Below are 14,903 nucleotides of genomic sequence, written 5' to 3'. Positions count from 1 at the left end.
CGCTAACGCCAGAGGGGAGGCGGCCGATGCCAGCAGTACGGTCCTCCGGGAGGCCATCGGGTTCACGAGGGTGCACCTCACTGGTCGGCTTCGGCGGGATGGGCGAGCAGTCCGCGCAGGACGTACGGCATGACGCCGCCGTGGCGGAAGTAGTCGGCCTCGCGGGGGGTGTCCAGGCGGACTCGGGCAGTGAATTCACGGCCGTCGGCGAGTACCCGCACCGTCGCCGGGATGTGTCCGGAGTTGAGGGACTCCAGTCCGGAGATGGTGATCGTCTCGGTGCCGGTGGGGGCCAGGTCCTGAGGCCCGCCGTCGATGAGTTCCAGAGGCAGGACGCCCATGGCGATGAGGTTCGACCGGTGGATGCGTTCGAAGGACTGTGCGATCACGGAGCGGATGCCCAGCAGCGCGGGCCCCTTGGCGGCCCAGTCCCGGGAGGACCCACCGCCGTAGTCCTTGCCGGCCACGACGACCATGGGGACTCCGGCCGCGCGGTAGGCCGCCGCCGTGTCGTAGATCGAGTCCTCTCGCCCGTCCGCGAGGAAGTTGCGGGTCCGGCCGCCCCGGGTGCCGGGGGCCACCTGGTTGCGCAGCCTGATGTTGGCGAACGCGCCCCGCATCATCACCTGGTGATTGCCGCGCCTGGAAGCGTATGTGTTGAAGTCCCCTGCGGGTACACCGAGTTGGGTGAGGAATCGGGCCGCGGCGCTGGAGGCGGTGATGGCGCCGGCCGGAGAGATGTGGTCGGTGGTGACCTTGTCACCGAGTTTGACCAGTACCCGTGCCCCGGTGATGTCCTTGACGGCTTCAGGTTCCCTGGTCATCCCGTTCAGGTACGGAGGTTGGCGGATGTAGGTGGAGTTCTCGTCCCACGCGAAGCTCTCGGTCGCGTGGACGCTGATGTCCTGCCACCGCCGGTCGCCGGCGAAGACGTTCGCGTAGGCGTCGGTGAACATCGCCGCGTCGATGCTCCCGGACGACACGGCCTCGATCTCGGCCGGGTCGGGCCAGATGTCGCGCAGATAGACGGGCTCCCCCTGCAGGTTGTGACCGAGAGGTTCGGTGCGCAGGTCGATGTCCATCGTGCCGGTGAGGGCGTATGCGATGACGAGGGGAGGTGAGGCGAGGTAGTTCATCGCGACGTCGGGCTGGATACGACCTTCGAAGTTGCGGTTTCCCGAGAGCACGGACGTCACGGTCAGCCCGGTCTCGGCTATGGCCTCGGACACCGCGCCGATGAGCGGGCCGGAGGCTCCGATGCACGTCATGCACCCGAACCCGGCGAGGTGGAAGCCAAGGGCCTCCAGGTCGGGGATGAGACCGGCTCGCTGGTAGTAGTCCATGACGACTCGTGAGCCGGGGCTGAGGGTGGTCTTGACCCACGGCTTGCTCCGCAGTCCCGCCCTGACCGCGTTGCGTGCGAGCAGTCCCGCCCCCACCATGACCGCCGGGTTGGAGGTGTTGGTGCAGGAGGTGATGGCCGCCACCGCCACCGCGCCGTCCGAGAGTTCGTGCGCGGTGCCGTCGATGACCACGGTGGCCGTGCTCAAGGTCTTCGTGTCGCTGCTCGCGCCGTGCTGACGAACGGATTCGACCGCTGTACGGAAGCGGGTCTTGGCCTGGTCCAGGGGAACGCGATCCTCGGGCCGGGAAGGCCCGGCCAGTGAGGGGACGACGGTGGACAGGTCGAGGTCGACGGCTTCCGAGAAGCGAGGCGGGCTCCCGGGCTGGTGCCACAGGCCCTGTTCCTTTGCGTACGCCTCGACCAGTGCGACCTGTCCCTCGGAGCGTCCGGTGAACCGCAGGTAGCGCAGAGTTTCGTCGTCGACGGGGAAGAGCGCGCAGGTCGAGCCGAACTCGGGGCTCATGTTCGCGATGGTCACACGGTCGGTTACCGGCAGGGCCGAGAGGCCGGTGCCGTGGAACTCGACGAACTTGCCGATGACTCCGTGTGCCCGCAGCAGTTCGGTGAGGGTGAGGACCAGGTCGGTGGCCGTGGTTCCGGCGGGAAGTTCGCCGGTGAGGCGTACGCCGACGACGTTCGGGACCAGGGCGGACATGGACTGGCCGAGCATGGCGGCCTCGGCCTCGATGCCTCCGATGCCCCAGCCCAGTACGCCGAGTCCGTTGACCATGGTGGTGTGCGAGTCGGTCCCGAGACAGAAGTCCGGGAACGCGAGGCCGTCCTCGACCATGACCACTCGGGCGAGGTGCTCCACATTGACCTGGTGCATGATCCCGGTGCCGGGAGGTACGACCGCGAACTTCTTGAGCGACTGCTGTCCCCACCGCAGGAAGCGGTACCGCTCACCGTTGCGGGCGTACTCCAGCTCGACGTTGCGGGTCAGCGCGTCCGGGCGTCCGAAGACGTCGGCGATGACCGAGTGGTCGATGACGAGTTCCGACGCGATGACCGGATTGACCAGCGCCGGGTCGCCGCCCAGGTCGGCCATGGCGTCGCGCATCGCAGCCAGGTCGACGACCGTAGGCACTCCATTGGTGTCATGCAGGAACACCCGGGAGGCGTAGAGGTCCACCGGTGTTCCCGCGGCGCCGCGCGCCAGGATCGCCTGCACCTGGTCGTCGCCTCGACTGGTGCCGTCGTGGAAGCGAGCAACGTTCTCCAACAGGATCCGCAGGCTGACCGGCAGGTCGGCGGGGGCGAGCCGGTCGATGCGGTGGTACGACAGCGGCTGTCCGAAGACGTCGAGGCGTGACCGGGTGCCCAGCGCGTCGAGCCCGGATCCCGCCAGGTGGTTACGGCCCATCACAATGCCTCCGCGGCGGATGATTCGGGGAGGACCCCGGAGAAGGACGGTACGAAGAAGGTGGAGGCGTAACCGGCCGCGGCGAGGCACGCCGGCCACCGTCGGCAGGTCATCGCGGGCCTTCCTGAGAAGCGCCGGCCTCCACCGCGACCTTCTCGCGTAGCGAGCGGGCGGCGAGGAGTGGAGCGCTCAGTACCGGCAGCCCCAGTGCCTTCTCCACGCCGGCACGTGCGGGAGAGAGCGAGAACATGCCGAGGATCACCGCGTCGACTTCCTGCAGGTACGGCGTGGCAGCCTCGGTCAGCGACTTCTCCAGGGCGTCGAGGTCTCCCCGCGCGGCTGCCGTGGCCGCCCCAGAAGCGGTGTGTCCGGTGACTTCTGTGTGCTCCCCGTCCTCCGTGGCGGAAAGTATTCGCAGCAGTCGTTCCACCGAGTCCTGAACCGCCGGGGCGAGGTGGCCGAGGAGCAGGACACGGTCGAACCGTCGGTGCGAGACTTCTGCGAAGAGTCCTTCGTCCGAGCTCATCAGGGGCAGCCCATGCTCCTGACGGGCTTGTTCCAGCACCGGCCCGTACAGGGAGCAGGACAGCAGGACGGCGTCGGCACCGCCATGGACGGCATAGCCGATCAGCGACAGCATCCGGTCGGACAGGGCGGGCGTGATCCCGCCGGCCCTCTCTGCGTCGCTGATGAGGCGGTCGTCCAGCAGATTCCACACTGACGCCTCGGGGTAGCCCTCCGCTAGTGCGGTCCGAGCGGGCTCGATCGACGCCGGGGCGGCGTGGATGACAGCCACTGTGGGCGACCTGTCGGCCGAATACCCGCTCACGGCATCCCGATCGAGGTCGCGACCGCCTCGGCGAATTCACGGCATCCGGCTGATCCGCCCATGTCCCTGGTACGGGTCCCCTGCTCGAGGGTGGAGGCCACGCCCTCCTCCACGATCCGTGACGCACGCACGAGTGCCTCGTCCCGGTGCCGCGTCCCTAGCCACTCCAGCAGCATCGCGGTGGAAAGGATCATCGCGACGGGGTTGGCCAGATTCTGCCCGGCGATGTCCGGCGCGGAGCCGTGTGCGGCCTGTGCCATGGCGCGGTCCTGTGAGGCGTTCAGGGAGGGGGCGATTCCCAGCGATCCGGCCAATTCGCCGGCAAGGTCCGAGAGGATGTCGCCGAACATGTTCTCGGTGACCACGACATCGAACTCATGGGCCCGCCGCAGCAGGTGCACAGTCATCGCGTCGATGTGGAAGTCGTCCACCGTGACGTCGGGGTAGTGCCGTGCGATGTCGCGGCACACATCACGGAACAACCCCGTGGTCAGCTTCAGGACGTTGGCCTTGTGGACGATGGTGACCTTCTTGCGCCGCCGGGAGGCCAGTTCGAAGGCCTCGCGGGCAATGCGTTCACAGGCCGTGCGGGTGATGATGCCCATCGCGATGGCGACGTCCGGTGTGGGCATGAACTCGCCCGTGCCCAGGTGGGTGTTGCGGTCGGCGTAGAAGCCTTCGGTGTTCTCCCGCATGATCACCAGGTCGGTTCCGGGGGCGATGACGTCGCCACCCCCGAACGCCTTGGCGGGGCGCACGTTGGCGTACAGGTCGAAGTGTTTGCGGATGGTGCCGCTGGGGTTGAGTTCGGAACGGAACGGTTCGGGATAGGAAGCACTGTCGTGAGGGCCCAGCAGCCACCCGTCGGTCTCCGCGAGGGACTCGAGTGTGGCCTTGGGGGTCGCCTCCCCGAACCCCTCGATGGCTGGCCAGCCCAGGGGGAGTTCCTGCCAGGTGATGGGCGGGGCTCCGGTGGCCGCGAGCGCGGTGTCGGCGATCAGAACGGCGGCCGGCACGATCTCGGGGCCGATGCCGTCGCCGTGCAAGACGCCGAGGGTGTAACGGTGGGGGATGCCGCTGGTGACCACGGGACTCCTCTGTTGTTCGTGGGGGTGGATGTCAGCCGGTGACGGTCAGGAGAGCCTGGGCGTCCTCCGAGAGCACGACCGTGTCGCTGTAGACGAGGCAGGCCGCCGGCTCGACCGCGAGGCTGACGGGACCGGTGAGGCCGCCGCGGTCGCTGACGACCTGGACGACCAGGTCGCCGACCTTGAGGTCGTACTCGAAGCGGGAGCCCAGATAGGAGGTGGTGAGGACCTCCGCACTGATGACATTCGTGCCGGGCGCCGTGTGGTCGGCGGCGGCGAGGACGGAGAGACGTTCGGGGCGAATAGCGAGGGTGACGGTCTCGCCCGTGCCCAGGCTCCGGGTCGTCGTGACGGACACGGCCTGTCCGTTGGCCGCCAGCTTCAGGACGGCTCCGTCCCGGGTGGCCTCGGTGACCGTGGCCTTGAGGAAATTGCAGCGGCCGACGAACGCGGCGACCTCGGCGGTGGCCGGGGTCTCGTAGATCTCCTGGGGGGTGCCGACCTGGAGCATGTGGCCGCCGGACATGACCGCGATCCGGTCGCTGAGGGCTAGAGCCTCGTCCTGGTCGTGGGTGACGTAGACGGTCGTGATACCAAGATCCTCCTGGAGTCGCTTGAGCCAGGCACGGGCCTGCTCTCGCAGCTTGGCGTCCAGGTTGGACAGCGGCTCGTCGAGGAGCAGGACGCTCGGCGAATACACCAGCGCCCTCGCGAGGGCGACGCGCTGCTGCTGGCCGCCGGACATCTGGTGGGGGTAGCGCTCGCGCAGGTGCAACAAGCCGACCTTGTCCAGGGCCTCGTCGATGAGCCGGCGCTGTTCGGCCTTGTCGACCTTGCGGATCTGCAGCGGCATCGCCAGGTTGGCGGCGATGGTCTTGTGCGGCCACAGGGCATAGGACTGAAAGACCATGCCCAGATTGCGGCCCTCGGGCGGCACGAAGAGCTTCTTCTCCCTGTCCACGAAGGGAGTGTCACCGACCGAGATCGAGCCGCTGGTGGGCTGTTCGAGACCGGCGATGCAGTTGAGGGTGGTCGACTTGCCGCAGCCGCTGGGGCCGAGCAGGGTGAAGAACTCGCCGTCCCGGATGGTGAAGTCGACGTCGTCGAGGACGACATTGCCCCCGAACTGCTTTTGGAGGTGCGAGACCTTGACGTCAGGCATCGTTGTTGCGTCCCTTCAGGAGGAGTCCGGCGAGCCCGACGAAGGCCGCGGTGATGGCGATCTGCAGGGTGGCCAGCGCGGCGACAGACCCAGTGTTCCCCTGGACCCACAGTTCGAGCATCGTGGTGCCGATGATCTTGCTGTCGGCCGAGCCGAGGAAGACGGCCGGCGAGTACTCCTTGAGCATCGTCACGAAGGTCAGGACGAGCGCGCCGGCGAAGGCGGGAGTGAGCAGCTTGGCCAGGATCATGGTGAACGTCTTGATCCAGTCGGCGCCCGAGACCCGCGCCGCGTTGTCGAGTTCCTGGCCGATCTGCATGATCGAGGGGGCCAAGGAGCCGAATCCGCTGGGCAGGGCGCGCAGTCCGAAGCCGATGATGATGGCCCACAGGGTGCCCTGGAGCAGGTTGCCGATTCCGAACGGGGCGTAGGCGAAGGCCCAGAAGAGGCCGATGCCGACGATGATCCCCGGCATCGCCTGCGGCGCGAGCGCCAGATACTCCGCCGCCCTGCGGAAGCGGAAGGTGGAGCGGCGGGCCACCATCACGGCCAGCAGTCCGAGGAAGCTCACCAGGACGGCACCTACGCCCGCGACGATCAGGCTGTTGACGATGGAGTCGACGTAGGCGGTGTAGCTGAAGATCCGTTCGTAATTGGCGGTCGTCAGGGTCTTCAGTGGCGACTGGAGCGGGGTGAAGACCAGGGTGAACGAGCGGAATATCAGGCCTCCGATGGGCACGAGGGCGCCCATCACGACGTAGAAGACGATGGAGAGCAGGCTGATCCACTTCAGCCAGCCCAGCTCGAGGCGGCGCGGGCGGGTGGCCTTGCCCCGCACCGAGACGAACCGCTGGGCGTCCTTGAGAAGTTTGGCCTGGACCGCGACCAGGCCAACGGTGACAAAGAGGATGATGGCGGACGCCGCGCCGAGTACCCCGTAGTCGGGGTTGATGGACTGGAGTCCGTTGCGGTACAGGAAGGTCGAGAAGACCTGGATGTTGGTCGGCTGGCCGTACAGCAGGGGCACGCTGAGCGTCTCCACGGAGATCGAGACGACCAGGATCGAGCTGTAGACGATGGGCGGGCGCAGCATCGGCAGGATGACCTGGAAGATGATGCGAAGCGGTCCCGCGCCGCAGACCTGGGCGGCCGACTCCAGTGAGGCGTCGCTCTGGCGCAGTGCTCCCGCGCAGAAGGTGTAGGCGATCGGCGCCAGAGCCACGGCCTCCGTGAGCGCCATGCCCGGGATGGAATACAGGTTCCAGGGCACGCTCCCGAAGACCTGGGCGACCTTCACGCTGACGAAGCCCGCAGGGCCGTACATCGTGATCCAGCCGAAGCCGAGGATCAGGGAGGAGATGAAGAACGGCCACTGCATCGCGGCGGCGAGCAGTCGCCCGCCGGGGATCTTCGTGCGGACGACGGCCACCGCCATCGGGATCGCGATGACCAGGGTGAAGACAGTGGTGAGGACCGCGAACAGCGCCGTGTTGAGCGCCACCCGGCCGAAGCCTGCGTCGGTGAACAGCTTGACGTAGTTGTCGAAACTGAGCACTCCCCCGGCCTCGTACAGCGGCCGGTCGAGCAGGGACTGGTAGAGCGTCGGCACCACAGGCGCGAGCACGAGCAGCGCCAGCACGATGATGACCGCGTAGTGCAGCCACACCTCCCGCCCCCGCCCGAGGACGCGCCGGTATCGGGGAGCCGGGTGACCGCTGGGCCGCGGCGGGCTGTCGCTGCCGGACGGCGACGGCGCCGTCTTGGTAGCAGGCATGTTCTGTCAGGCCTTTCGTGGGTCTGGCGGCTCAGCGGCCGAGGAGCCCGTTCCAGCGGGTGGTGAACGCCTTCACCTCGGCGTCGGGGACCTTGGTGTACTTGACGTCGATGACGTTCTTCTGCCCGACCGCCTTGACCAGTTCCTGATAGGTGTGGCGGCCGTCCGTGGCCTCGATGCCGTCGCGGTACGAGGTGAGACCGCCCTCGGCGACGGCGCGCTGGCCCTCCGCGGAAAGGACGAAGTCGGTGAACAGTTTCGCGGTCGCGGCGTGCGGGGCCTTGGCGGCGATGCCGATGCCGCGGGGCATGACGACGGTGCCGTCGTCGAGGAAGGTCAGGGCCAGCAGGCCGCCGCTCTCCTTCACCTTGGGATAGGCGGGGGCGGCGCTCACGAAGAAGCCGGCGAGGTACTCGCCCGAGAGGACCTTCTCCAGCTGGGTTCCGGAGGACGACTCGGCCTTGCCGTAGGGCAGCAGCTTCTCCAGCGTCGACCAGGCTTCGGGACGGTTCTCGGTGAAGGCGTGGGAGACCGAGAACCCGAACGAGCCGGTCACGTCACGGGTGGTGATCTTGCCCTTGTACTTGCCGGGATCCTTGGCCACGATGTCGGCCAGCGACTTCAGACCGGTGGGCTTCCCCTTGACGAGCGAGGAGTTGTAGATGATGGACAGCGGGTCCATCGACATCGCGTAGACGTTCGGCAGCAGCGTGGCGTTCGCGGGGAGCTTGGCCACCTCGGGCGACTTGTAGGGCAGCAGCGTTCCGGAGCGGTCGGCGAAGTCGGCCCACGCCTGCGAGGCGTTGGACACCAGGACGTCCGCCGGGGAGCCGTTGGTGGCCTGCTCGCTGAGAACCCGCTGGAAGACCTCGTCGCTGTCGAGGTTGTTCGCGTCGATCTTCTTGACCCAGGGGTACTTCTTCTTGAAGTCGCGGAAGATCGGGGCCCAGTTCTCCTGGTCCGTGTTGGAGTAGATGGTGAGGGCGCCACCCTCCTTCTTCGACGCCGCGATGATGTCCTTGTACGCGGCCGGGTAGTACGAAGGCGCCTTGCCGGACTCGATGACGTTGTTGGCGCCCGGCTCGTCGTCTCCGGATCCGCAGGCGGCGACCAGAACGAGGGACGCCACGGCGCCGAGCGCGAGAGCGTTCCTGGTCCAGCGGCGGGTTGCATCCGCCACGGTCCGGCCGGCGTCCAGTGCGGTTCTGCGGGGGTTTACGGTCATGCTCTTCCTCCTTGAAGAGACCCGGCGTGCGCCTCGGGTGCCGCAAACAGTGACGGTTATAACCTATGACGTCAACCCTTTAGGAAAGATCCGATGGCCACCTGGCACCAAAGCGTCCTGAGGAAAGGGCATGCATCGCCGTCATCAAGCACTCCCTCACACCCCACCAAGTAGGATGCGCGGTTGTGGGGTCAACGACGACTCGGTAGGTTATAACCATGGACGCCAGAGGGGGCCGTATGTCGCAGCCAGTTGAGACTTTCGAGACGAAGAGCGACTTCGCCTACCGCCAGGTCCGCGACCGGATCCTCTCCGGGGAACTGGGACCCGGCTCGGTGATCCAACAGCGCGAGCTCGCGAGCTTCATCGGCATCAGCACCACACCGCTACGTGAGGCACTCCGCCGCCTCAAGAGCGAGGGGCTCGTCGAGTTGGACGCCCACCGGGATGCCCGGGTCTCACCCTTGCGGGCCGAGGAGGCGCGCGACCTGCTGGAGATCCGACGGTCCCTGGACCCGCTGGCCGCCTCACTCGCGGCCGAACGGCGCACCAACGCCGACATCCAGGCCATCCGAGCCGCGGCGGAGGGGCTGGCCCCGCTCCACCCGCATCCGAGCGTCGAGCAATTGGTGGCGCATCGCCGCTTCCACGCCGCGATCTATATGGCGTCCCACAACGACCTGCTGATCGGGACTCTGGAGGCACTGTGGGACAAAGCGGACCGCTATCGTCTCCTCGCGCTCCGCACGGATCCTGGCCAGAACGCCCGCGATCAGAAGGCCGAGGAGCACGAGGCGCTCGTCGAATGTGTCGCTCTCGGTGATGGCGCGGGCGCCGCGGAGATCATGCGGAAGCACATCGACACGAGCCTCGGAGCAACGGCCGTATGGCGACTCGGCCACGCCGAGCGCGCCGACCGAAGCTGACATGGTCCTGGCGACAGCCAGCGGCGCCATCACGAAGGAAGTCCGGCGCCCGTCGCGGCTTCACACGACACCTTGGAGTTGCAGTGCGCACAACCTCTCCCATCGCCACCGCCGACCTCGCTGACAAGCACCAGGACCAACTCCGAGTCTGTGAGGTGCAGTTCAACTCCTATGGCGCGGTGCACTCCTTCGCCGGACCGGTCCGGACCGTCTCCTGTCCCGGTGACAACGCCCTGCTGCACGAATTGCTCCGCACCCCCGGGGAGGGTTGTGTCGTCGTCGTCGACGGCGGGGCCTCGCTACGGTCCGCGCTCCTCGGTGATCTGATGGCCGAGCGGGCACGTGACAACGGGTGGGCCGGTGTGGTCGTGTACGGGGCCATCCGCGACAGTGCCGTCCTCGCCGGCATGCACATAGGTGTCCAGGCCCTCGGCACCAGCCCTCGTAAGAGCGGGAAAGCCGGCGCCGGTGCCGTCGACATACCCCTGTCGTTCGGCGGCGTCACCTTCACCACCGGCGACATCCTGCACGCCGACCAGGACGGTGTTGTCCTCCTGCCGACTACCTGATATCGGCGAGAGGCCGCCCCGAGCCCTTCAAGGGTCGGCGCCGCGAACGCCGTCGCCCGCCGGCGCATCAGCTCAGTTGCCGTAGGTGTAGAACCCGCGTCCACTTTTACGGCCGAGATGTCCGGCGGCGACCATCCGGCGCAGCAGAGCGGGGGGCGCGTACAGCGGCTCCTTGTACTCCTCGTACATCGACTCAGCGATGGCTTGAGCCGTGTCCAGACCGATGAGGTCGAGCAGGCGGAGCGGACCCATCGGGTGGGCGCAGCCCAACTCCATGCCCTGGTCGATGTCGTCGGGGCGCGCGCCGCCGGACGCCACCATGCGGACCGCGCCGAGCAGATAGGGGACCAGCAGGGCGTTGACGACGAACCCGGCTCGGTCGACTGCCCGGACGGTCGCCTTGCCGAGCTGCTCCGCGAAGGCACCCGTACGCCGTTCGGTGTCCGCGCTGGTGGTGAGGGCCGGAATCAGTTCGACCAGCCGCTGCACCGGCACGGGATTGAAGAAGTGCATGCCGATGACCTGTTCGGGGCGTTCGGTGGCGACGGCGAGGTCCACGATGGGGATGGAGGAGGTGTTCGTGGCGAGAATCGCTGCGGGGTCCTCGACGACCTTGTCCAGGGAACGGAGGACGTCGGCCTTTATGTCACGGTTCTCGGCGACGGCCTCGACAACAAACTGACGGTCGGCCAGATCGCCGAGATCGTGGGTGAAGGAGAGTCGGGCAAGGGCCTGGTCACGCTGGTCCTCAGTGAGCTTCGCCCGCTCGACTCCTCGGTCGAGAGAGTAAGCGACCCGGCGACGACCAGCCTCGGCCGCGTCGGACGTGGCTTCGGCGACGCGGACGTCAAGGCCGGCCAGGGAGGCGACCTGGGCGATGCCGGAGCCCATGAGGCCGCAGCCGACGACTCCGAGCCGGGTGATGGAATCCATGGAGGGTCCTCTCAGACGTTGACGGCGATACCGGCCCCCGGCCTCGATGAAGCCGTCGGCGATCCGCTGGAGCGAGCACATGCGGATGGCATCCATCGACAAGCAAAGATGTACTTCCCGCTGACCTCAGCACCTTTGAGGGCAGCGCAGTTGGGAGGGCTTCTCCCGTTCGGTGGCCCGGGGGCGGTACGACGATCGGAGGTGTTCCGGAAGAAATAGTAGGACGTCCTACTACCCTGCCGAGTGTGAGGTGGTACACAGACGTCGGTACGTCCCTACCACCTCACTGCCCACTGCCCAGAGCGGACGCCCCTCAGTGCTCGTCGGTGTCCATCGCTATCTCGGTGCGACTGCCGGACCACTCGGTGTGGAAGACGCCTTGCCTGTCGACGCGGCGATAGGTATGGGCCCCGAAGAAGTCTCGCTGGCCCTGGATGAGTGCGGCAGGGAGCCGTTCGGCCGCCAAGGAGTCGTAGTAGCTGAGTGCCGCGCCGAACCCGGGGGCCGGTACGCCGGAAAGTGCCGCCGTCGCGACGACGCGGCGCCACGCCTCCTCGCCTTCGGTGACGGCCCGTGCGAAGTACGGTGCTTCGAGCAGTGTGGCGATGTCCGGGGTCTCCGTGTACGCCTCCGCGATTCGGTTGAGGAAGCGTGCCCGGATGATGCAGCCACCCCGCCAGATCCTGGCGATCTGGTCCTTGCGAATGTTCCAGCCGTACTTCTCGGCCCCGGCGACGATGGCGTCGAAGCCCTGTGCGTAGGCGACGACCTTGGAGGCGTAGAGGGCCGCGGCCACGTCTTGCGCGAAGGTGTCGTCGGCCTTCTGCACTTCGGGTCGTGAGGCAATTACCCGCCGGACCGCCGCCCGCTGCGCCGACCTCCCGGAGACAGAACGGGCGAAGACCGCTTCCGCGATGCCGCCCACGGGGACGCCGAGGTCAAGAGCGTTCTGCACCGTCCATACCCCGGTGCCCTTCGACCCCGCCTGGTCCAGCACCACGTCGACGAACGGCTGTCCGGTGGCCGGGTCGACTTGGCGGAGTATCTCGGCTGTGATCTCGATCAGGTACGACTCCAGCGGTCCCTTGTTCCACTCGGCGAAGACGTCCGCGATCGCGTGCGGCTGCAGACCGCCCACCGTGCGCAGCAGGTCGTACGCCTCGCCGATCAACTGCATGTCGGCGTACTCGATGCCGTTGTGGATCATCTTCACGAAGTGGCCGGCGCCGTCCGTGCCCACGTGGGTGACGCAGGGCTCGCCCTCGGCGACGGCCGCGATGGAGGCGACGACGGGTCCGAGGGTCCGGTAGGACTCCGCCGAGCCGCCGGGCATGATCGAAGGGCCGTTGAGAGCGCCCTCTTCGCCGCCGGAGATGCCGGCGCCCACGAAGTGGACGCCGGTGGGGGCGAGCCGCTTCTCGCGGGCGATCGTGTCCTGGAAGTTCGCGTTGCCGCCGTCGACGATGATGTCTCCGGGTTCGAAGCGTTCGGCGAGCTGGTCGATGACCGCGTCGGTGCCCGCTCCGGCCTGCACCATGACGATGGCGGTGCGCGGCCGGGCCAGCGAGGCGACGAAGTCGTCGATCGACGCGGCGGCGATGAGTCCCGCCTCCGGGTGCCGGCTGACAAGCTCTTCGGTGCGTTGCCGCGTGCGGTTGTACACGGCGACGGTGTTGCCCTCACGGGAAGCGAGGTTGCGCGCCAGGTTCGACCCCATCACCGCCAACCCCACGACGCCGATGTTGGCGGTTGCTCGGGTGTTCATCCGTACCTCTTTCGTTCAGTGCGATGTGTTCAGAAGGCGAGCAGGACCTTGCCGGAGACAGAGGAGTCAGCGGCAACGGTGAGTGCCTTCAGCGTTTCGTCCACGGGGAAGGTGTGGGTGATGACCGGTTCGACCGCCAGGGAGCCGTCGGCAAGAGCCGGGATCACCTCGTCGATCTCGTCGTTGAAGCGGAACGAACCGACGAGGCGGACCTCCCGGGTGATGGCGTGGGCGATCGGCACGGGTTGGTCACCGTTGGGCAGCAGGCCGACCATGACCACGGTGCCGCCACGGGTAGCGCCCTTGACGGCGGAGGCCAGGCCTCGATGATTGCCTGAGGACTCGATCACCACGTCTGCGTCCACACCCGCGATACCCTCGCTGTCGCCCGCGTCGAGGGTGCGTGTCGCTCCCACCGCCCTCGCAATCTCGCGGGGCTTGGCGTGCAGGTCGACCGCCACGATCTCGGTGGCCCCGGACCGTTTCGCCACCGCGACAGCCAGGGTGCCGATGGGTCCGCTGCCGACGACCAGGACGCGCTTGCCGCGCAGGTCGCCTGCCTGGGACACGGCGTGCCAGGCGACGGCGGCGGGCTCGGCCAGGGCGGCGATGCGCAGGTCCAGGGCTTCCGGCAGCGCGCGGAGCATGACCGCAGGCAGCACGACCTCGCCGGCGAAGGCTCCCTCGGTGTGCGGGAATCGTGCGGCGGAGCCGAGGTAGCGCACTCCGGGCGAGAGGTTGGGGCGGTCGTCGGGGAAGCGGACGGTTGTTCGCTCCCGCCTCGCCGGATGCACGGTGACCCGGGTTCCGGCTGCGGGGCCGGTTCCGTCAGCCGCCGCTTGTACGACGGTTCCGGACACTTCGTGTCCCAGGATCATCGGTGCCCGCAGGACCGATTCACCCACGGCACCGTGCCGCCAATAGTGCAGGTCGGAGCCGCAGACACCGCCGTAGGCGACGGCGATCACCGCCTCGTCGGGCGCTGGTGTGCGCACGTCGACGTTCTGGATGCGGACGTCGCCGGCGCCATGTGCGACGACCGCCGTGGTGGTCATGGACATCGTGAAAGATTCCCTTCTCAGACGACGACCGTCATGCCGCCGTCGACGAAGACGACCTGGCCGTTGACATAGTCGGAAGCGCTGGACGCGAGCCAGACGGTAGGGCCGACCACGTCGGCCACCGTCCCCCAGCGCCGGGCCGGAGTACGGCCGAGAATCCAGGAATTGAAGTCCTCGTCGTCCACGAGGTTCTGCGTCATCTCGGTATGGATGTATCCGGGGGCGACCCCATTGATCTGGAGCCCTTCCCCGGCCCACTCGGCCGTCATGACCCGCGTGAGATTGCGCAGAGCACCCTTGGCCGCCGTGTACGGGCCGATGGTGGGGCGGGCCAGGTCGGTCTGGACCGAGCAGATGTTGATGATCTTCCCCGCGTGGCGCGGCAGCATCCGGCGCGCGACATGGCGACCCACCACGAAGGCGCCGGTGAGGTCGGTGTCGATCACCCGCCGCCAGTCGTCGAGGCTCACCTCGGTCAGGGGCTCCCGGTGCTGGACCCCGGCGTTGTTCACCAGGATGTCGATGGCCCCGATCCCGGACTCGACCGACTCGACGGCCTCCGCGACGGCGTTCTCGTCGACGATGTCGAACGCGCGGGCCGCGACCCGGTCGTCGCCGAACCGCCCGGCCAGTGACGTGCGGGTCTTCTCCAGGCGGACGGGGTCGACGCCGTTGAGGACGAGGGTCGCTCCGGCGTCCGCGAGCCCGGTCGCGATTCCCAGCCCGATGCCGCGACTCGATCCGGTGACCAGGGCGACCTTGCCGGTGAGGTCGAAGGGGGAGGACATGTTCGTGGTGGTCTT

12 protein-coding genes are annotated in these 14,903 nt (G+C 67.8%); 2 read left to right on the top strand and 10 right to left on the bottom strand.

The features are described 5' to 3' along the window. Positions 1-77 precede the first annotated feature (77 nt). The 6 genes from acnA to ACGFZS_RS16610 all read right to left on the bottom strand — a co-directional run bounded on the left by acnA (position 78) and on the right by ACGFZS_RS16610 (position 8,846). Positions 78-2,753, bottom strand: a complete 2,676-nt coding sequence (gene acnA / locus ACGFZS_RS16635; RefSeq protein WP_393796019.1) for an aconitate hydratase AcnA — start codon at positions 2,751-2,753, stop codon at positions 78-80. Between the two features lie 124 nt (positions 2,754-2,877). After that, positions 2,878-3,564: an aspartate/glutamate racemase family protein gene (locus ACGFZS_RS16630; RefSeq protein ID WP_393795662.1), complete on the bottom strand. Its 687-nt coding sequence runs from the start codon at positions 3,562-3,564 to the stop codon at positions 2,878-2,880. Positions 3,565-3,593: 29 nt separating this feature from the next. Continuing rightward, positions 3,594-4,685: an isocitrate/isopropylmalate dehydrogenase family protein gene (locus tag ACGFZS_RS16625; RefSeq protein WP_393795661.1), complete on the bottom strand. Its 1,092-nt coding sequence runs from the start codon at positions 4,683-4,685 to the stop codon at positions 3,594-3,596. 31 nt (positions 4,686-4,716) lie between these two features. Next, positions 4,717-5,847, bottom strand: coding sequence for an ABC transporter ATP-binding protein (locus ACGFZS_RS16620; protein ID WP_393795660.1), 1,131 nt, complete (start codon positions 5,845-5,847; stop codon positions 4,717-4,719). Next, positions 5,840-7,621: an ABC transporter permease gene (locus ACGFZS_RS16615; RefSeq protein WP_393795659.1), complete on the bottom strand. Its 1,782-nt coding sequence runs from the start codon at positions 7,619-7,621 to the stop codon at positions 5,840-5,842. The genes ACGFZS_RS16620 and ACGFZS_RS16615 overlap by 8 nt, the downstream gene beginning before the upstream one ends. Positions 7,622-7,652: 31 nt before the next feature. Further along, entirely contained in the window at positions 7,653-8,846 is a 1,194-nt protein-coding gene (locus tag ACGFZS_RS16610) for an ABC transporter substrate-binding protein (protein ID WP_393795658.1), read from the bottom strand. Between the two features lie 239 nt (positions 8,847-9,085). On the opposite strand from ACGFZS_RS16610, the gene ACGFZS_RS16605 reads away from it, so the two are divergent. Next, on the top strand, positions 9,086-9,772 hold the full coding sequence (locus tag ACGFZS_RS16605) for a GntR family transcriptional regulator (protein ID WP_393795657.1): 687 nt from the start codon (positions 9,086-9,088) through the stop codon (positions 9,770-9,772). A gap of 83 nt (positions 9,773-9,855) precedes the next feature. Continuing rightward, positions 9,856-10,341 carry a ribonuclease E activity regulator RraA gene (rraA, locus tag ACGFZS_RS16600; protein ID WP_393795656.1) on the top strand — a complete coding sequence of 162 codons (486 nt, stop codon included), beginning with the start codon at positions 9,856-9,858 and terminating at the stop codon, positions 10,339-10,341. Positions 10,342-10,413: 72 nt separating this feature from the next. On the opposite strand, the gene ACGFZS_RS16595 is transcribed toward rraA, so the two are convergent. From ACGFZS_RS16595 to ACGFZS_RS16580, 4 genes are all read right to left on the bottom strand, one after another. Next, positions 10,414-11,274 carry a 3-hydroxybutyryl-CoA dehydrogenase gene (locus tag ACGFZS_RS16595; RefSeq protein ID WP_393795655.1) on the bottom strand — a complete coding sequence of 287 codons (861 nt, stop codon included), beginning with the start codon at positions 11,272-11,274 and terminating at the stop codon, positions 10,414-10,416. Between the two features lie 313 nt (positions 11,275-11,587). Then, on the bottom strand, positions 11,588-13,039 hold the full coding sequence (gndA, locus tag ACGFZS_RS16590) for an NADP-dependent phosphogluconate dehydrogenase (RefSeq protein WP_393795654.1): 1,452 nt from the start codon (positions 13,037-13,039) through the stop codon (positions 11,588-11,590). Positions 13,040-13,068: 29 nt separating this feature from the next. Then, complete coding sequence (locus ACGFZS_RS16585) at positions 13,069-14,100, bottom strand: L-idonate 5-dehydrogenase (protein ID WP_393795653.1); 1,032 nt, start codon at positions 14,098-14,100, stop codon at positions 13,069-13,071. 17 nt (positions 14,101-14,117) lie between these two features. Continuing rightward, positions 14,118-14,888, bottom strand: coding sequence for an SDR family oxidoreductase (locus ACGFZS_RS16580; protein ID WP_393795652.1), 771 nt, complete (start codon positions 14,886-14,888; stop codon positions 14,118-14,120). Positions 14,889-14,903: the final 15 nt, after the last annotated feature.

This window comes from Streptomyces sp. NPDC048288 (genome assembly GCF_043201555.1).
Classification (GTDB): domain Bacteria; phylum Actinomycetota; class Actinomycetes; order Streptomycetales; family Streptomycetaceae; genus Streptomyces.
Note: the sequence above shows the minus strand (reverse complement) of the source record. Positions and strands in the feature narration are given on the sequence as shown.

Excerpts from the sequence above, each read along its gene's own strand:
- ACGFZS_RS16620 (WP_393795660.1), bottom strand. The coding sequence starts at position 5,847 with ATGCCTGACGTCAAGGTCTCGCACCTCCAAAAGCAGTTCGGGGGCAAT.
- ACGFZS_RS16580 (WP_393795652.1), bottom strand. The coding sequence starts at position 14,888 with ATGTCCTCCCCCTTCGACCTCACCGGCAAGGTCGCCCTGGTCACCGGA.
- ACGFZS_RS16610 (WP_393795658.1), bottom strand. The coding sequence starts at position 8,846 with ATGACCGTAAACCCCCGCAGAACCGCACTGGACGCCGGCCGGACCGTG.
- gndA (WP_393795654.1), bottom strand. The coding sequence starts at position 13,039 with ATGAACACCCGAGCAACCGCCAACATCGGCGTCGTGGGGTTGGCGGTG.
- ACGFZS_RS16585 (WP_393795653.1), bottom strand. The coding sequence starts at position 14,100 with ATGTCCATGACCACCACGGCGGTCGTCGCACATGGCGCCGGCGACGTC.
- ACGFZS_RS16595 (WP_393795655.1), bottom strand. The coding sequence starts at position 11,274 with ATGGATTCCATCACCCGGCTCGGAGTCGTCGGCTGCGGCCTCATGGGC.
- ACGFZS_RS16605 (WP_393795657.1), top strand. The coding sequence starts at position 9,086 with ATGTCGCAGCCAGTTGAGACTTTCGAGACGAAGAGCGACTTCGCCTAC.
- ACGFZS_RS16615 (WP_393795659.1), bottom strand. The coding sequence starts at position 7,621 with ATGCCTGCTACCAAGACGGCGCCGTCGCCGTCCGGCAGCGACAGCCCG.